Consider the following 17,705-nt stretch of genomic DNA (forward strand, 5'->3'; position numbering starts at 1 on the left):
TGGTTCAGTTTCGGCCGGTTTTGGGCATATCCCGCTCAAATCGGCCCATTTAACGGATCATTATGCTGCAATGCGAAGAGCTAAATGCTGCTATGCAATGGCATGCATAGACATTGGCATCTGGTATACATAAATTCCCTTTCGAAATGAGACAGCACTACTGACCGTCTCAAGAAAGGGATTTCCGATGTCCAAGACCGCTTCCGTCGCTCTCGCGCCCTCCTCCTCGCTGTTCGCCCGCCTGATGGCCACGATCGACCGCCTCCTGATGGCGAGCGCCAAGATCTCGAATCACAACGGCGACCTGCCGCGCTTCGGCCTGTAGGCCGGGCAGCCTCCCGCGCCTGCGCGCGCAGCGGGAGACGGTTTTAGATCAGTCCGCATACGACTTTTGATGAATGGCCCCGGATGACGGGGCCATTTCTACTTGTGCTGTCCTGAGTCACAGCCGCAACCGGGCAAGGTCCTGCGGCATTTGCGCACGGTGACCGGACCAGCGCTTGAAGCTTGGCATAATGCATACAAGAATGCCGTTCCAGCGCTCGCAGAAAAATGAGAGGCGCCACGGGAGGCTTTATGACGGACATGGTGCAAGCAACCGCCCCGACAGCCGCGCGCGTTAGCGACACGTATCGCTGGGCGCAATTGGCAGTCGGTGTCGCGGCGATGGTGATGATCGCCAACTATCAATACGGCTGGACGTTCTTCGTCCCCGACATTCAGAAGAAGTTCGGCTGGGATCGTGCGTCGATCCAATGGGCCTTTACGCTGTTCGTGCTGTTCGAGACCTGGCTCGTGCCGATCGAAGGATGGTTCGTCGACAAATACGGTCCGCGCCTCGTCGTCCTGGTCGGCGGCGTGCTCTGCGCCGCCGGCTGGGCGATCAACGCGCAGGCGACCACGCTCAACGGCTACTATCTCGGCATGATCATCGCGGGCATCGGCGCCGGCGGCGTCTACGGCACCTGCGTCGGCAACGCGCTGAAGTGGTTTCCGGATAAGCGCGGTCTTGCCGCGGGCATCACGGCCGCGGGCTTCGGTGCAGGCTCCGCGCTGACCGTCGCGCCGATCCAGGCCATGATCAAGGACAGCGGTTTCCAGACCACCTTCCTCTATTTCGGCCTCGGACAAGGCATCATCATCTGCATTCTCGCCTTCTTCCTGCTCGCGCCGAAAGCAGGTCAGGTGCCGAACGCGGTCGTGAACGCCAATCTGCAGCAGACCCGCCGCAACTATCAGCCGACCGAAGTGCTGCGTCAGCCGATCTTCTGGCTGATGTACTTCATGTTCGTGATCGTCGGTGCCGGCGGCCTGATGGTGACGGCCAATCTGAAGCCGATCGCGGCCGACTGGAAGATCGACAACGTGCCGGTCACGCTGATGGCGGTGACAATGACCGCGGTGACCTTCGCGGCCACGATCGACCGCGTGCTCAACGGCCTGACGCGTCCGTTCTTCGGCTGGATCTCCGACATGATCGGCCGCGAGAACACGATGTTCATCGCCTTCGGCATGGAAGGTATTGGCATCTGGATGCTCTACCTCTGGGGCCACGATCCGCTCTGGTTCGTGCTGCTCTCGGGCTTCGTGTTCTTCGCCTGGGGTGAGATCTACTCGCTGTTCCCCTCGACCTGCACCGACACGTTCGGCGCCAAGTTCGCGACCACCAATGCCGGCCTGCTCTACACCGCGAAGGGTACGGCCGCGCTGCTGGTCCCGATCGGCAACTACATGCAGCAATCGTCGGGCAGTTGGGACAACGTGTTCATCATCGCGGCCGGCGCCAACATCCTGGCCTCGGCGCTGGCGATCGCGGTGCTCAAGCCCTGGCGCAAGGTGGTGGTCGCGCAATCGACCGTCTGACGCACTCCAAAAGCGCCTTCTCGTGCAAAACGCCCGGCCTCGCGGCCGGGCGTTTTCGTTGTGCGCGAAGTTTTCACGAGTCCGCCGTTCCCAAGCGGAACCCCGCATATTTTGTCAGTGGCGCGCCAAGATAGGGCTTGCAATCTGGAATATGGTATACCAAGCTCGCCACCGCGCTTGCGACGATACGCCACAATATTGCGACATCAGGTCATCTTGCGACCGGTGTCGAAACAGACAGGCGCTTGGGAGGTTCTTGATGATTTCCAGCACCGATGGCGCTGTCACGGCCGCGCCTCTCCGCACAGGTTTCCGTTGGCTCCAGCTGGTCATGGGCATCGTCTGCATGGCGATGATCGCCAACCTGCAATATGGCTGGACGTTGTTCGTCGATCCGATCGATCACGCGCACCATTGGGGACGCGCCGCGATCCAGCTCGCTTTCACCATCTTCGTCGTCACCGAAACCTGGCTGGTGCCGATCGAGGCCTGGTTCGTCGACAAATACGGCCCGCGCATCGTCATCATGTTCGGCGGCGTCATGATCGCGCTGTCCTGGATTCTCAATTCCTACGCCGATAGCCTCACCTTGCTCTACGCGGCCGCGATCATCGGCGGCATGGGCGCGGGCGCGGTGTACGGCACCTGCGTCGGCAACGCGCTGAAATGGTTTCCCGATCGCCGGGGCCTTGCCGCCGGTGCGACCGCCGCCGGCTTCGGCGCAGGCGCTGCACTCACCGTCGTGCCGATCGCGACCATGATCGCGACGAGCGGCTATCAGCACGCGTTTCTCACCTTCGGCATCGGCCAGGGCGTGATCGTCTTCGTGCTCGCCTTCTTCATCCAGCCGCCGCGGATCTCGATCCCGCCGAAGAAGAAGCAGCTCAATCTGCCGCAGACCAAGATCGACTTCACCCCGCCCCAGGTGCTGCGCGCCCCTATTTTCTGGGTCATGTATCTCGTTTTCGTCATGGTCGCCTCCGGGGGCCTGATGACCGCGGCGCAGATCGCTCCGATCGCGCACGACTTCAAGATCGCCGACACGCCGGTCACGCTTGCCGGCTTCCAGATGGCGGCATTGACGTTCGCGATCTCGCTCGACCGCATCTTCGACGGTTTCGGACGGCCCTTCTTCGGCTTCGTCTCCGACACGATCGGCCGCGAACACACCATGTTCATCGCCTTCGGCACCGCCGCGCTGATGCTGCTGACGCTGTCGGCCTATGGCCACGTGCCCGTCGTCTTCGTGCTCGCCACCGCGGTCTATTTCGGCGTGTTCGGCGAGATCTACTCGCTGTTCCCCGCGACCTGCGGCGATACCTTCGGCTCGAAGTTCGCAACCACCAACAACGGCATGCTCTACACGGCGAAGGGGACGGCGTCCCTGCTCGTTCCGCTCGCGAGCGTGATCTCGGCCACCTATGGCTGGAAGGCCGTGTTCGTGGTCGCGGTGGCGCTGAACGCGACGGCGGCCCTGATGGCACTGTTCGTGATCAAGCCGATGCGCCGCTCCTTCATTCTCGGCAAGGAAGCCGAGAGCGCCAACGCCGCGACGGGGAACGCCAAGACCGAGACGGCATAACGAACCCGCACCTTGCACGGGTGAGACAGGGGCGCAGCGATGCGCCCCTTTCTTTTTGGCTCACGACAAATGTCAGCATTGCTGCCGCAAGAATTTTCGGATCAGCCAAACCGAATGCTTGACGATTGGCATTATGTATACCACACTCGCCTCATCATTCACCCAGGGAGGTTGCAATGCTGGTCGGAGACATTCTGCGCAAGAAGACACCGCGCGTTGTCACGGTGCGAATGAACGAAACGGTGGGTATCGCCGCCAAGCTGATGCGCGCCAACAATATCAGCGCACTGGTCGTGAAGGACGTGGTCCGCTCCGAGGGCAATACCGCGGTCGGCATGTTCACCGAACGCGACGTCGTGCGCGCGGTTGCCGAGCACGGCGCCAATGCCGTCAACGTCAAGGTCTCGCAGCTCGTCTCGGTGCAGCAACTCGTGTCCTGCACCTCGAGCGACACGATCGAGCACGTCCGCCATCTGATGAACCGGAATCACATCCGGCACCTGCCTGTCATCGACGATTACAGCCTCGTCTCGGTCATCAGCATGCGCGACATCGCGGCCGTCATCGACGAAGCACTCAACGGCACGCCGCAAGCAGCTTAAAGCGCCTCACTTCCCCTGCGACTACCGGCCCCGGCTCGGACCCTTCCGAGCCGGACCGGATCTTTCGTCCCGAAATCCGGCTTCCGCTGCTCCGCGAGGATTCCATGAAGATCTGCATCTACGGCGCCGGCGCAATCGGCGGATATCTCGGGGTTCAGCTCGCGCGCGCGGGCGCCGACGTCAGCCTGGTCGCACGCGGCGCGCACCTTGCCGCGATGCGCGAGCGCGGCCTGACGCTGCTCGCGGGCGAGGAGAAGCACACCGTGCATCCGCGCTGCACAGACAATCCGGCCGAGCTCGGCGTGCAGGACTACATCATCATCACGCTGAAGGCGCACTCGATCACCGGCGTGATCGAGACAATGCAACCGCTGCTCGGACCCCACACCCGCATCGTCACCGCCGTCAACGGCATCCCCTATTGGTACTTCTACAAGCATGGCGGCCAATACGAGAATTCGACGCTGGAGAGCATCGACCCCGGCGGACGGCAGTGGCGCGAAATCGGCGCCGAGCGCGCCATCGGCTGCATCGTCTATCCCGCCACCGAGATCGAGGCGCCCGGCGTGATCCGTCACGTCTACGGCAACAATTTTCCGCTCGGCGAGCCCTCCGGCGAGACCACCCCGGACGTGCAACGCCTCGCCGATCTCTTCGTCGCAGCCGGGCTGAAAGCGCCGGTGCTCGACCGCATCCGCGACGAGATCTGGCTCAAGCTGTGGGGCAATGTCTGCTTCAACCCGATCAGCGCACTCACCCATGCAACACTCGACGTGATCTGCACCGATCCGGCCACCCGCGCGCTGTCGCGCGCGATCATGATGGAGACGCAAGGCATCGCCGAGACGTTCGGCGTCAAATTCCGCGTCGACGTCGAGCGCCGGATCGAAGGCGCCCGCAAGGTCGGCGCGCACAAGACCTCGATGCTCCAGGATCTCGAGCGCGGCCGCCCGATGGAGATCGACCCGCTCGTCACCGTCGTGCAGGAGATGGGCCGCCTCACCGGCATCGCCACTCCCGCGCTCGATTCAGTGCTGGCGATGGTGACCCAGCGCGCCCGCATCGCCGGTCTCTACGACGGCATCTCGACACGATCGGATCCGCGCGCACTGGCGGTGGCGTGATGGCTGGCGAGATCAAACAATGGCTCCGCTTCCGCAATAGCGGTGCGACCGGCTTCGGCACGCTGAATTCGTCAGGCATCAGCGTGCATGAGGGCGAGATGTTCGGCCGTCATGCCGCAACCGGCAAGACGCTGGCGCTGTCCGAGGTCGAGCTGCTCGCGCCCTGCGCGCCCAGCAAGATCGTCGCGCTCTGGAACAATTTTCACGCGCTCGCGGCCAAGCTCAGCCAGCCCGAGCCGCCGGAGCCGCTCTACCTCCTGAAGGCCACCACCAGCATTACGACGCCAGGCGCGGTGATCCGCCGTCCCTCTTATTACGACGGTAAGACCACGTATGAAGGCGAGCTCGGCATCGTCATCGGCAAGACCTGCGCCCGGGTGTCTCCGGCGGAGGCGGACAGCTTCATCTTCGGGTACACCTGCGTCAACGACATCACTGCCAACGACATCCTGACCAGCGATCCCACGTTCCCGCAATGGGCGCGGGCCAAGGGCATCGACGATTACGGCCCGTTCGGCCCCGTCATCGCCACCGGTCTCGATCCGGCAAAGCTGGTGGTCCGCACCATCCTCAACGGCGCGGAGCGGCAGAACTATCCGCTATCGGACATGATCTTCTCCGTGCAGGAGCTGGTCAGCAGGATCTCCCACGACATGACCCTGCTCCCCGGCGACCTCATTGCCGTCGGCACCTCGGTCGGCGTCGGCGTAATGAAAGAGCCGGTGAACATTGTGACCGTCGCGATCGACGGCATCGGCGAGCTGACCAACGAGTTTCGGCTGTAGCCACCAAAGCGGTGCGGTAGCCCGGATGGAGCGAAGCGAAATCCGGGGCCGGCCCTCAAGGCTTGCAGAACTCGGCTTGCGCTTCGCTCCATCCAAGCTACGGAACACTCCGTCCAACCTTGGACCCCCGGCACCCACCGCCCGTCCGCCGATCGGCTGACGCATTCAGCCGTGGATCGTGCGACCGGACCTATCCAGCAAGCCCCCGCCGCCCTTGATCTCGGTTCCGCTCTCCAATAGCAATTATGGCGATAATGTGTGCCGGCGTGAGGAAGTCACGATGTGGCTGTTTTTCCTGGTTGCCTGGTTTGTTCTCCTCACCGCCATCGGGATCTTCGCCCAGCAGGCGCTCGGTTACGATGTCGGCCACCTGCCTGCCTGGTTCGGAGGCCTGCCTGTCCCGCAGCGGTTTGCGACCGGCGCGATCCTGGCCCTGGCGCTGGCACTGATCGGCGCCTCCGCCTGGCGGCTCTCGCGCCAGGACCGGCGCCTCGACACATTGCGCGACCGCCTCAAGAAGACCCGCGAGGACGTCGTCGTCGCCCACGCCCTGCAGAACCACCTCGACGCCACCGTCCAGCACCTGATCGAGAGCGATCCCCGGGAGGCCGTCTCCGCCCTCCACGACAAGCTGGGCGAGACCGAGCAGCGCGCCCTGCTGCAGCGGGGCCGCAACGAATCCACCGACATGCACGACCAGCTCGCCGAAATCCGCCGCCGCCAGCAGGAGCTGCGCGACATGGTCGGCAAGGTCGCCGAGCAGCGCCGCGCGGTCGAGCCGGTTTTCACCGAGATCCGCGACCGCCAGAACCAGCTCGAACGCTCGCTGCACGACCTCGAGACCGACGACCGCAAGAACAATCTCGCCGACCGGCTCAAGGACATCGCGCGCGACGTAGCGACGCTGCTGTCGCGGGTCGGCACCGTCCAGGGCACCTTTGCGACCCTGAACCAGTACAAGGAAGATCTGGCGAAGTCCCACGCCGAGCTGGTGCCGCTGCGCGCGTCGGACGCCGGCCTCAATGCCTTGATTGGCGAGCTGGGCCTCAGTCATGAGCGCCTCGCCAAGAGCGTCGACGAGCTCGAAACCGGCGGCGAAGCGCCACTCGGCATCCGGGTCGAGACGCTGTCGAAGAACAAGATGGAGATCGAGCAGCGCCTGGCCCGCATCGACGACAGCTTCCACATCCTGAAAGGCATCGGGCTCGACTTCGAAGAGCTCGGCCAGCGCCAGGCCCAGCTCGAACGCTCACTCGCCGGTGTCGAGACCGACGCCGACGGAAAGACGCTTGCCGACCGCCAGAATGCGCTGAACGATTTTGTTCTCCAGTCGCGCCAGCGCCTCGGCGCGTTACAGGAGACGCTGGCGACGCTGAACGCCTTCAAGACGGAGCTGTCGAAGTCCCAGGCCGACCTCGTCCCGCTGAAGGCTCCCGTGTTCGGCATCGAGGCCCTGATCGCGGACGTCGGCACCACGCGCGACCTCCTCGCCAAAACCGTCGGCGAGATCGAGGCGAGCGGCGACGTCAGCCTCGCCTCGCGCGTCGACGCGCTGACCAAGAGCAAGCGCGAGGTCGAAGACCGCCTCGCCCGCATCTTCGACAATTTCAACGCGCTCGACGGCTTGCGAAAAGACATCGGCGGCATCTTCTCGACGATCCGGAACAGCCTGAACAAGATCGGGTGAAGGCACCCGATCCTTCGGGATGGTTCGAACCGCGATCCCGATCCGCGCGACCAATCCGGACATGCGCTTGATCCTCGGCCTCCTCTCCGCCCTGCTCGGCGCGCTCGCCGGCTGGTCCGCCCTTGCCGCACTGGTGATCGCGCTGGCCGGGCCAGACCGCGATGGCGGCATAGCCATGGGCGCCTTCTTCGACATCGGTCCGATCGGCGGTGTGGTTGGCCTGATCGCCGGCATCTGGCTGTTCGTGCGCTTCGGCCTGGTCCGGAATGCAACGCCACAGCCGCCCACGGAAACCTCCGACACTACGCCTCATCACACCACGCGGCTCTCTGCGCCCTTTGCTCTCACCGTACTGCTCATCGCGGCAATCCTTGGCTATTGGGGCTGGTACGAACTCATCCGCTCGCCCTATCTCAGTCACGGCTACATGACGCTCCACATCGAGTTTCGCCTTCCCGCCGGTATGACGCTGCCGGACAAGGCGGAGGATGTGCACATCGAGGTCGAGGAAGCGACAGGGTATGCCAATGCCGATTTGCCTCCGAACTGGCGCGCGCATGAAGGCGAGCACAAAGCGATCATTGCCTCCACGTCGTTGACGTACAAAACGCGTCACCGCGCCGTCAGCCTGACGCTTCCGGGTTCGCCGACGCAGAGCTGGCCGATCGATCTCCCCTCCGATCCTGATCCCACCCCTGGCTTTTCGCCCTGGCGCGTGGCGGGCGATGCGTCACCGGCGAAGATCGAGATGCATTTCCGCCTCAGCGCCGATCACTGACCAACGAGGGGCGCGAAGGCCAAACATTCAGACACATCACGTCTCCGCGCGCCCGGCAGATGCCGCCAACATGTCGCGCGGATGCCGCACTGTGGACGCATTCGGCCGCCCTTCTGTGGGGCGTGTCTGGGGGCACGGCGGTGCCGTGTTTGGACCAAACCTTCTAGGGGTATGACTGTGAAGAAGATTGTATTTGTCGTGGGTGCTACGCTTACTCTGGTGACGGCTGCGAATGCTGCGGATCTGCCGCGCCGCCAGCCCGTTCCCGTCTATTCCGAGCAGGCGCCGATCGGCAAGATGCCGATTGGCAAGAGCCCGGTTGGAAAGGCCCCGATCGGCAAGGCGCCCGGCCCCGTCGCGGCGCGCTACTGACGCGCAGCGAAATACGGGCAGAAGCAAGCGTAGACTCTGCGTGAGTGGCTGACAGTCGAGGGGCATAGCGTGACGAACAAACCTGATCGATCGGGACCCTGCATCCTTGCGGGATTCGCGCTCGCGGCCATGCTCGCGTGCACGACACCCTCCGCCTCGGCCCACGAAGCGAACAAGCGCGTTGCTGAGGCAAACGCGCTTGCCACGACCGACGCCGTATCACGGCCGGCGCCGCAAGCGACTAGGCGCGCGGTCGCGCGCGCGGAGAAAGGTCCGTACTACGTCGATTTCCGCGCCCGCACGGCCGCGAGCTGGGGCCACGCCTTCGTCTGGTACGGCAAGACCAGCGAGCGCGCCGTCGAGGTCGCGGGCCTGACGCCGTCCGGCGACACCTGGGCTTACGTGCTCGGCCACCTGACCTGGGTGCCGGCGGAGACCGGCGCAAGCTACGGCGATCTCGACCCGGACTACCTGACCGCAAACTACCGCGTCTATCTGAACGAAGCCGACGCCAAGCGCGTGTTTGCCTATATCAAGAAATTGCAGGCAAGCTCGCCGGTCTGGAATGCCGAGACCACCAATTGCACCGGCTTCATCGGCGACATCGCCGAGTACATGGGATTGAAGGTCCCCTACCGCTGGCAGCGGCCGGAAAACTTCGTCAACAGCCTCAAGGAAATGAACGGCGGCCGCCAGATGGTGCGGCTGTCGGCGGAGTAGAGCCCGCCAGGGCGCACCACGCGACGCCGTCATTGCGAGCGCAGCGAAGCAATCCAGAGTCCCTCCACGGGTAAAGTCTGGATTGCTTCGCTGCGCTCGCAATGACGATGCCGAAGCAATTGGGCACGATGGATTGGCGGAGTGCCCGTCGGGCAAAACACCCGCACAAATTTCCCACCCGCCTGTCAATCCCAGTTCGCCAAAATATTCCACTTTACCGAAATTCGGATTTGTCGTACGTACGCGATACCCTGACCCGGGACAAGGGGCGGATCGCGATCGTCACGAACCGCGGGTTGGGCAGCGATGGACGCGACGGCGTCGGGCGCGAGCGGCATTGCAGGGCGGCTTCGGCTGTGAGCAATGGCTTTCGTGCCTACGACACGATGCCGAAAGCGTCTTCGCATGGCTTCGGGTGTGAGCACACGCCAGCTCCCGAAGGCCCAGCGAGGACGTGCGCGGACGAACAAGTCGTGTGGTCCTGACGCCCGGGGTCTGTGCGTCAAGTCCTGCGGTGATGTGGCGGTCCAACCGGGCGCGCGCATCAGTCATCTGCATGGCGACGGGGGCAATAGTGCATCGCTCCCCGGGGAGAGCACGAAGGACACGTTAAAACCATCGCGCAGGGAAGGCCGGGCGATCCGGCGAACCTGTGGTCCACCCCGTGTGCATTTCTGTCGCGCACGGACCTGCGGGTGCCAGCCGGCGCCCGGCCTTCCCTGCGCCCTTGTTACCGCAAGGGTAATGCGACCAGGCAAAGCTCGGGCGAATGCGCCGCGAGAGGGCGGAGGCATGCCTTGCGACGGAAATGCAAGTTGATGGTCTCCGAAAGCTCCTCATCCTCCGTCGGTGTTGAAGCAGCGGCGCACAAAAAACCTCGCGCCACCCGGTGCTACCACCTCAATTATCCGCCCTGCGGAATCCCCCCACTCCTCGCATGATCGCCCCGCCTCCACCGCACGCCGGCGCAATAGACTTTTCCCGACCCCGGCGGCATCCTGCCGCCATCAAACGATAACAGAGCGCCACACAGGCGGAGGAAACAGATCATGCTGCAGACACGGTTCACCAAGCTCGTCGGTGTCGAGCACCCGATCGTCCAGGGCGGCATGCAATGGGTCGGGCGCGCCGAGCTGGTCGCCGCCGTCGCCAATGCCGGAGCGCTCGGCTTCATCACGGCGCTGACCCAGCCGACACCGGAGGACCTCAGGAAGGAGATCGCCCGCTGCCGCGATCTCACCGACAAGCCGTTTGGCGTCAACCTCACCATCCTGCCCGCGATCAAGCCGCCGCCTTATGCCGAATATCGCGCCGCCATCATCGAGAGCGGCATCAAGGTGGTCGAAACTGCCGGCAACAAGCCGCAGGAGCATGTCGACGAGTTCAGGAAGCACGGCGTCAAGGTCGTGCACAAATGCACCAGCGTCCGTCACGGGCTCTCGGCCGAGCGCATGGGCGTCGACGCCATCTCGATCGACGGGTTCGAATGCGCCGGCCATCCCGGCGAGGACGACACCCCCGGCCTGATCCTGATCCCGGCTGCCGCCAACAAGATCAAGATCCCGATGATCGCCTCCGGCGGCTTTGCCGACGCCCGCGGCCTGGTCGCCGCACTGGCGCTGGGCGCCGAAGGCATCAACATGGGCACGCGCTTCATGGCGACCCAAGAGAGCCCCATTCATCAGCTCATCAAGGAGAAGATCGTCGCCAATGACGAGCGCGAGACCGAGCTGATCTTCCGCACCATGCGCAACACCTCCCGCGTCGCCAGGAACGAGATCTCGACCAAGGTCGTCGCGATGGAGAAGGAAGGCGCCAAGTTCGAGGATATCCGCGAGCTCGTCGCAGGCGCCCGCGGCAAGATGGTCTACGCGACCGGCAACTCGGACGAAGGCATCTGGTCGGCGGGCCAGGTCCAGGGCCTGATCCAGGACATCCCGACCTGCGCCGAACTGATCTCCCGCATCGTGCGCGAAGCCGAGGCGATCATCCGCAGCCGGCTCGAAGGCATGATCATTCATCCGACGGCGCAGGCCGCGGAATAATCACTGCAAGAAGCGAGAGCAATTCATGAAGGCTTATGTCTACAGCCCTGGTGGCGCTACGATTTCTGACGTCGCTCAACCAAAGCCTGAAGGCACGCAGGTGCTGGTCCGGGTCCGCGCCTGTGGCCTCAATCGCGCCGACACCGGCATGCGCAAGGGCCACGCCCATGGTGCGGCCGGCGGCGCCGGCACCGTGCTCGGCATGGAATGGGCCGGCGAGGTCGCCGCGCTCGGACCGGATGCCAAGGGCGTCAAGGTCGGCGACCGTATCATGGGCTCGGGCGGCGCGGCGTTTGCCGAATACACGCTGGCCGATCACGGCCGGCTGTTCCGCGCGCCCTCGAACATGAACTTCGAGGAAGCCGCCACCCTGCCCGTCGCGCTCGCGACCATGCACAACGCCGTCGTCACCATCGGCGGCGTGCAGCCCGGGCAGGCCGTGCTGATCCAGGGCGCAAGCTCCGGCGTCGGCCTGATGGCGATGCAGATTGCGAAGCTCAAGGGCGCCAAGCTCGTGATCGGCTCCTCGACTGATGCCACTCGCCGCGGCCGGCTGAAGGAGTATGGCGCCGACCTCGCGGTCGATTCCTCCGACCCCGCATGGGTCGACGAGGTGCTGAAGGCGACGAACGGCGAAGGTGTCGATCTCATCGTCGACCAGGTCTCGGGCAAGGTCGCAAGCCAGAACCTCGCGGCGACCAAGGTCAAGGGTCGCATCGTCAATGTCGGCCGGCTCGGCGGCACCCATGCCGATTTCAACTTCGACCTGCACGCGGCGCGCCGCATCGACTATGTCGGCGTCACCTTCCGCACCCGCAGCATCGAGGAGGTCCGCGAGATTTTTGAGGAGGTCCGCAAGGACATATGGGGCGCGGTCGAGTCGCGAAAACTGCAGCTGCCGATCGACAAGGTGTTTGCCTTCGACGACATCGACAAGGCGTTCGAGCACATGGAGGCGAACAAGCACCTGGGCAAGATCGTCGTGACGGTGCCGTAACATTCCTGGGGCCAAAGACCTAGGTCTAGTAGGGTGGGCAAAGCGAAGCGTGCCCACCATGCGTCAGCGTCCCCGAAAGATGGTGGGCACGGCGCTCCGCGCCTTTGCCCACCCTACAAAACCAGGCGGATCCCGCTCCTGCAACTCACTAGCGTCTACGCCTGTGGATCGTCGCTTGATGTTCACCCGCGGCCTGCTACATCCCCCGCCATGAGCTCCCAACACAACAAGACCTCGGTCGCAGCGATCTCGATCTTCGCCAGTGGCGGCATGGCGGCGGCCAAGTTTGCGGTCGGGATCGCGATCGGCTCGCTGGCGCTGATTTCCGAGGCGCTGCATTCCTCGATCGACCTGGTCGCCACCATCATCACCTGGGCGGTGGTGCGGGTGTCCGACAAGCCGGCGGACGAGGAGCATCATTACGGCCACGGCAAGCTCGAAAGCGTCTCGGCACTGGGCGTCACGGCCCTGCTCTACGTGCTCGCCGGCGGCATCCTGGTCGAGTCCTACAGCCGGCTGCGCGAGGGAACCGCACCGCCGACCATTTCGGCCGTGCCGTTCGTGGTGCTGGTGATCGACATCGTCGTCAATCTCTGGCGCGCCCGTGCCCTGCACCGTGCCGCGCGGGAGACCAGGAGCCAGGCGCTCGCCGCCGATGCGCTGCATTTCGCCTCCGACGTGATGGGCTCGTTCGCCGTGATCGTGGGCCTGATCCTCGCCGGTCTCGGCTTCTGGTGGGGCGACGCGGCCGCCGCCGCCGCCGTGGCCGTGATGATCGCCCTGCTCGGCCTGCGCATGGCCGGCTCGACCGTGCAGACGCTGGTCGACCGCGCCCCGGAAGGCGCGCATGAGACGGCCACGGCTGCGATCCGCAGCGTGCCGGGTGTGATTGGCGTCGAGCGGCTCCGCGTGCGCATGGTCGGGGCCACCACGTTCATCGACACGATCGCAAAGGTGCCGCGGACTTACCCCATCGACCGGGTCGAGGACATCAAGCGCAACGCGCAAGCAGCCGTCGAGAAGGCCTTCGGCGATACCGACCTCACCTTCACCGCAGTCCCCGTGGCGCGCGACAACGAGACCGTGCGCGACCGCATCATGGTCATCGCCCACAATTCGGGCCTCGCCATCCACCACGTCACCGTGCACGATCTCGGCGCCAAGCTGATCGTCAGCATCGACCTCGAGGTCGACGCCGGGATGCAGCTCGACGCCGCCCATGAGGTCGCCAACACGCTGGAACGCAACATCCAGGAAGAGTTCGGCGCGGACGTCGAGGTCGACGTCCACATCGAGCCGCTGGAACCGGAACTGCCGTTCGGGGTCGATGCCGCGTCGGAACGGGTGCAGGCCATCGCCGCCGCCCTGACAGAGTATGCCGCCGGCGGCGAGATCCACGACATCCACAATGTCCGCGTCCGCAACACCGACGCCGGCGAGATCGTCAACTTCCACTGCCGCGCCGAGCCGTCGATGAGCGTGATCAGAGTGCACGAGCATGTCGACGCGATCGAGCGCGCGTTGCGGCGCGCGTTCCCGAGCGTGAAGCGCGTCATCAGTCACGCCGAACCGCCGCGTGCGTGACAGAGAATGTGCGAGGAGTCACACGTTCTCGTTTCGGACTCGCCGCGCACGTAAGTTTGCGGACGCGCGACGCACAAACTGCGCGTTGGATAAGAATAAATTCGCGTTAACGATTCGTTGACTCTCGACAGCCCGCGAAATCTGGATTCAAATCGACCATGATTCGGAAGCGATGTGGGGCTGCTTCCAAAATCAAGTTGCAAGCAGGTTCCAGGGGGCTTTAGGCATGTCGCGTGCAGACGCCGCGAACGCGTGCGTCCAATCCGATTCGATCAAAGGATTGGCGCAATCGATCGCGAAACCTGCCTATCATCGGCTCCTGATCGCGGAGCCTGCGCTGCGCCGTGCCGTGCCGACGCTCATCATCGCGTTCCTGATCACGATCTGCCTCGGCGCGTTCGTGCAGGTCGTCGACCAGACGCGCCAGAAGCGGCTGGTGATCCGCCACGACATCTCGGCGCTCGCTGACCTGCTCGCCGAGCGCATCGACCGCCTCACCTCCGCGCGACAGGAGCGGCTGAAGAACATCGAGAGCCTGCCGGCGCTGCTGCCTGACCTCATTCCATCCTGGGGCACCGCCTCGGGCCGGCACGTCATCGTCACCTCGGCCGGACTCGACCGCCGCATCCTCGCCCGCATCCCGGTCGACAGCGATCCCTCGGGCAACGACCGCCTGCTCGACGCAATCACGACGGCGCAACTGCTGGCGGCGCCGCCGCGCGACGGCAACATCTCCGACATGACGCTGCCGAACGGCAACGCCGCGATGGCGACCTCGCGGCAGATCAAGTCGCTGCCCGGCTTCGTCACCGTGATCCAGGAGCGCAACGAGCCGATCTGGGGCTCGGACGCCGCGCTGTCGGTGACGCTGTCGGCCACCACCGGCTTCGTGGTCCTGATCCTCGGCTTCGCCTTCCACTGGCAGTCCACCCGTGCCCGCGAGGGCGATTTGATCAACGACGCCGTGCGCGGCCGGATCGACACCGCGCTCAACCGCGGTCGCTGCGGGCTGTGGGACTGGGACCTGTCGCGCGGCCGCATCTTCTGGTCGCAGTCGATGTTTTCGATGCTCGGCCTCGACGGCCGCAACGAGCTCCTCACCTTCGGCGAGGTCAACGCGCTGGTGAAGTCCGACGACATCGACCTGTTCGAGATCGCCGACCAGCTCATCTCCGAGAAGATCGACCACATCGACCAGACCTTCCGCATGCAGCATGTCGACGGCCACTGGATCTGGCTGCGCGTCCGCTGCGAAAAGACCAGCGGCGCGACGGACTCCAGTGTTCACCTGATCGGGATCGCCGTCGACATCACCGAGCAGAAGAGCCTCGCCGAGCGAACTGTCGAAGCCGATTTGCGCCTGCGCGACGCCATCGAGACCATTCCCGAAGCCTTCGTGCTGTGGGACGCCAGCGACCGCCTGGTGCTCTGCAATTCGCACTTCCAGCGCCTGCACAAGCTGCCCGACAGCGCCGTCATCCCCGGCACCTCCTACGAGACCGTGCTCGAGGTCGGCCGCATGCCCGAGGTCCGCACCCGGCATAACGAGACGGCGAGCCAGGGCCCCGGCGCGCGCACCTTCGAGGCGCAGCTCGACGACGGCAGCTGGTTGCACATCAGCGAGCGCCGCACCAAGGACGGCGGCTACGTCTCGGTCGGCACCGACATCACCCGCATCAAGGAGCACGAGCAGAAGCTGGTCGACAACGATCTACGCCTGCGCGCCACTGTCATCGACCTCAAGCGCTCGCAGGCAGCCCTGGAGCGCCAGGCGGGCGAACTGGCCGATCTCGCCGAGAAATACCAGCGCGAGAAGACCCGCGCCGAGGAAGCCAACCAGACCAAGTCGAAATTCCTCGCCAATATGAGCCACGAGCTGCGCACGCCGCTGAACGCGATCATCGGCTTCTCCGAGATCATGGGCTCGGGCATGTTCGGCGAGCTCGGCTCGGAGAAGTACCAGGAATACTGCCACGACATCCTGACCAGCGGGCATTACCTGCTCGAAGTCATCAACGACATCCTCGACATGTCCAAGATCGAGGCCGGCCGCATGAAGCTCGACATGGAAGAGCTCGACCTGGCGCAGACGCTGGCGGAATCCCTGCGGGTCGTCACCGGCCGCGCGCAGGACAAGCACCTGACGCTCGACGCCGACATCGCGAAATCCATCTCCGTCGTCGCCGACCGCCGCGCCACCAAACAGATCATCGTCAATTTGCTCTCCAACGCCGTGAAGTTCACGCCCGACGGCGGACGCATCGTGGTGCGCAGCCGGCAGCTCGACGACAGGATCGTGCTGATGATCGCCGACACCGGCATCGGCATCGCGCCGCATTCACTGACGCGGCTCGGCCGCCCGTTCGAGCAGGTCGAGAGCCAGCTCACCAAGACCTATCATGGCTCGGGACTGGGGCTGGCGATCGCCCGCTCGCTCGCTCAGCTCCATGGCGGCTCGATGCGGCTGCGCTCCAAGCTCGAGGTCGGCACCGTCGTGCGCGTCACCCTGCCCCGCGACGCGATCAAGTCGGCGTCAGGAATATCGGCCGCGGCCTGAATCCTACGATTGCAACGACGGTGCGACTTCCCGCGCGACGTTGACCAGCGCCGCGATCAGCGGCGTCATCGGATCACGCTGCGGGATCACCATGCCGATGCTGTAATTGACATCGGGATCGGTGATCGGGATCGAGCGCACCGTATCGGACAGGCCGAGCGTCTCGGCGAGTTTGGCCGGCATCACGCTGGCCCAGCGCCCCGTCTTCACATGCGTGAACAGCACGAGCAGCGAATTCGACGTCAAGGTCGGCGTCGCCTCCGCGCCGACCGAACGTAACGCGCGATCGATGATGCGGCGGTTCTGCATGTCGGGCGTCAGCAGGCACAGCGGCACCTGTCCGACCTCCTTCCACGTCACCGTCTCGCGATCGCCGAACATGCCATCCGGCGCGGTGAGCAGACGATAGCTCTCGCTGTAGAGCGGGATGGTGCGCACCTTGCCGATCGGCTCGTTCTCGATATAGGTCAGCCCCGCATCCACCTCGAGATTCTCGAGCAACCCCAGCACCTCGGACGAGGTCGTGGAGCGGATACTGAAGCGCACCTCGGGATGCCTGGCGCGGAACGGCGTCGTCAACGCAGCGACCATGCCGAGCACGGTCGGGATCGCGGCAATACGGATCTCGCCGGAGAGCTGATGCTTCAGCCCGTTGATCTCGTCACGCATCGCGCGGGCATCGCCGACGATACGCCGGGCCCAATCCAGCGCCCGCTCGCCTTCCGGCGTAAAACCCTGGAAGCGGGAGCCGCGCTGGACCAGCATGACGCCGAGGATCTCCTCGAGCTGCTTCAGCCCGGTCGACATCGTCGGTTGCGTCACGCCGCACACCTCAGCGGCCCGGCCGAAATGCCGCTCCTTCGCCAGCGCCAGCAACAGTTCAAGCTTGTCGAGCAACCGGTCATCCCCTCGAATTGTGTGGTGGCATGCAAGCTAGCATGCTCGCCCCCGTCCAACACGCAAAAACCGCCCGGCGGACGGCTTCAATTTCAATTTCAAATCGAGTGAT

At 64.6% G+C, this 17,705-nt stretch carries 15 protein-coding genes; 14 read left to right on the forward strand and 1 reads right to left on the reverse strand.

The genetic code is table 11. From position 1 onward, the window contains the following. Positions 1–187: 187 nt before the first annotated feature. The 14 genes from ACVIN2_RS07565 (at position 188) to ACVIN2_RS07630 (ending at position 16,696) form a co-directional block, all read left to right on the forward strand. A complete protein-coding gene (locus ACVIN2_RS07565) occupies positions 188–325 on the forward strand; it encodes a hypothetical protein (protein ID WP_007608347.1) in 138 nt (45 codons plus the stop codon). 251 nt (positions 326–576) lie between these two features. Beyond that, positions 577–1,863, forward strand: a complete 1,287-nt coding sequence (gene oxlT / locus ACVIN2_RS07570; RefSeq protein WP_211394180.1) for an oxalate/formate MFS antiporter — start codon at positions 577–579, stop codon at positions 1,861–1,863. A gap of 259 nt (positions 1,864–2,122) precedes the next feature. Then, positions 2,123–3,445 carry an oxalate/formate MFS antiporter gene (gene oxlT, locus ACVIN2_RS07575; protein ID WP_007608345.1) on the forward strand — a complete coding sequence of 441 codons (1,323 nt, stop codon included), beginning with the start codon at positions 2,123–2,125 and terminating at the stop codon, positions 3,443–3,445. A 176-nt stretch (positions 3,446–3,621) separates the two neighbouring features. Further along, entirely contained in the window at positions 3,622–4,047 is a 426-nt protein-coding gene (locus tag ACVIN2_RS07580) for a CBS domain-containing protein (protein WP_027569141.1), read from the forward strand. 104 nt (positions 4,048–4,151) lie between these two features. Beyond that, on the forward strand, positions 4,152–5,171 hold the full coding sequence (locus ACVIN2_RS07585; RefSeq protein WP_456765117.1) for a 2-dehydropantoate 2-reductase: 1,020 nt from the start codon (positions 4,152–4,154) through the stop codon (positions 5,169–5,171). Continuing rightward, a complete protein-coding gene (locus ACVIN2_RS07590) occupies positions 5,171–5,956 on the forward strand; it encodes a fumarylacetoacetate hydrolase family protein (RefSeq protein ID WP_456765118.1) in 786 nt (261 codons plus the stop codon). The genes ACVIN2_RS07585 and ACVIN2_RS07590 overlap by 1 nt, the downstream gene beginning before the upstream one ends. A 280-nt stretch (positions 5,957–6,236) precedes the next feature. Then, the gene (locus tag ACVIN2_RS07595; protein ID WP_456765119.1) at positions 6,237–7,643 is read left to right on the forward strand and encodes a hypothetical protein; all 1,407 of its coding nucleotides are present in this window, start codon (positions 6,237–6,239) and stop codon (positions 7,641–7,643) included. A gap of 19 nt (positions 7,644–7,662) precedes the next feature. Then, complete coding sequence (locus ACVIN2_RS07600; protein WP_456765120.1) at positions 7,663–8,421, forward strand: hypothetical protein; 759 nt, start codon at positions 7,663–7,665, stop codon at positions 8,419–8,421. A 171-nt stretch (positions 8,422–8,592) separates the two neighbouring features. Further along, entirely contained in the window at positions 8,593–8,793 is a 201-nt protein-coding gene (locus ACVIN2_RS07605; protein WP_456765121.1) for a hypothetical protein, read from the forward strand. Between the two features lie 69 nt (positions 8,794–8,862). Beyond that, positions 8,863–9,513 carry a hypothetical protein gene (locus ACVIN2_RS07610; protein ID WP_456765122.1) on the forward strand — a complete coding sequence of 217 codons (651 nt, stop codon included), beginning with the start codon at positions 8,863–8,865 and terminating at the stop codon, positions 9,511–9,513. A gap of 1,049 nt (positions 9,514–10,562) precedes the next feature. Continuing rightward, entirely contained in the window at positions 10,563–11,558 is a 996-nt protein-coding gene (locus ACVIN2_RS07615) for an NAD(P)H-dependent flavin oxidoreductase (RefSeq protein WP_456765123.1), read from the forward strand. Positions 11,559–11,583: 25 nt separating this feature from the next. Then, entirely contained in the window at positions 11,584–12,555 is a 972-nt protein-coding gene (locus tag ACVIN2_RS07620; protein ID WP_456765124.1) for a zinc-binding dehydrogenase, read from the forward strand. Positions 12,556–12,765: 210 nt separating this feature from the next. After that, entirely contained in the window at positions 12,766–14,139 is a 1,374-nt protein-coding gene (locus tag ACVIN2_RS07625; RefSeq protein ID WP_456765125.1) for a cation diffusion facilitator family transporter, read from the forward strand. A gap of 226 nt (positions 14,140–14,365) precedes the next feature. Next, positions 14,366–16,696: a PAS domain-containing sensor histidine kinase gene (locus ACVIN2_RS07630; RefSeq protein ID WP_456765126.1), complete on the forward strand. Its 2,331-nt coding sequence runs from the start codon at positions 14,366–14,368 to the stop codon at positions 16,694–16,696. Between the two features lie 3 nt (positions 16,697–16,699). Here the strand turns inward: ACVIN2_RS07630 and ACVIN2_RS07635 are convergent, their stop codons facing one another. Beyond that, complete coding sequence (locus ACVIN2_RS07635; RefSeq protein WP_247433008.1) at positions 16,700–17,593, reverse strand: LysR family transcriptional regulator; 894 nt, start codon at positions 17,591–17,593, stop codon at positions 16,700–16,702. Between the last annotated feature and the right edge of the window lie 112 nt (positions 17,594–17,705).

It is taken from the genome of Bradyrhizobium sp. USDA 3650 (genome assembly GCF_054057395.1).

Bases quoted from the DNA above. Each gene is read 5' to 3' on its own strand.
- ACVIN2_RS07565 (WP_007608347.1), top strand. From the start codon at position 188: ATGTCCAAGACCGCTTCCGTCGCTCTCGCGCCCTCCTCCTCGCTGTTC.
- oxlT (WP_211394180.1), top strand. From the start codon at position 577: ATGACGGACATGGTGCAAGCAACCGCCCCGACAGCCGCGCGCGTTAGC.
- oxlT (WP_007608345.1), top strand. From the start codon at position 2,123: ATGATTTCCAGCACCGATGGCGCTGTCACGGCCGCGCCTCTCCGCACA.
- ACVIN2_RS07580 (WP_027569141.1), top strand. From the start codon at position 3,622: ATGCTGGTCGGAGACATTCTGCGCAAGAAGACACCGCGCGTTGTCACG.
- ACVIN2_RS07585 (WP_456765117.1), top strand. From the start codon at position 4,152: ATGAAGATCTGCATCTACGGCGCCGGCGCAATCGGCGGATATCTCGGG.
- ACVIN2_RS07590 (WP_456765118.1), top strand. From the start codon at position 5,171: ATGGCTGGCGAGATCAAACAATGGCTCCGCTTCCGCAATAGCGGTGCG.
- ACVIN2_RS07595 (WP_456765119.1), top strand. From the start codon at position 6,237: ATGTGGCTGTTTTTCCTGGTTGCCTGGTTTGTTCTCCTCACCGCCATC.
- ACVIN2_RS07600 (WP_456765120.1), top strand. From the start codon at position 7,663: ATGGTTCGAACCGCGATCCCGATCCGCGCGACCAATCCGGACATGCGC.
- ACVIN2_RS07605 (WP_456765121.1), top strand. From the start codon at position 8,593: ATGACTGTGAAGAAGATTGTATTTGTCGTGGGTGCTACGCTTACTCTG.
- ACVIN2_RS07615 (WP_456765123.1), top strand. From the start codon at position 10,563: ATGCTGCAGACACGGTTCACCAAGCTCGTCGGTGTCGAGCACCCGATC.
- ACVIN2_RS07620 (WP_456765124.1), top strand. From the start codon at position 11,584: ATGAAGGCTTATGTCTACAGCCCTGGTGGCGCTACGATTTCTGACGTC.
- ACVIN2_RS07625 (WP_456765125.1), top strand. From the start codon at position 12,766: ATGAGCTCCCAACACAACAAGACCTCGGTCGCAGCGATCTCGATCTTC.
- ACVIN2_RS07630 (WP_456765126.1), top strand. From the start codon at position 14,366: ATGTCGCGTGCAGACGCCGCGAACGCGTGCGTCCAATCCGATTCGATC.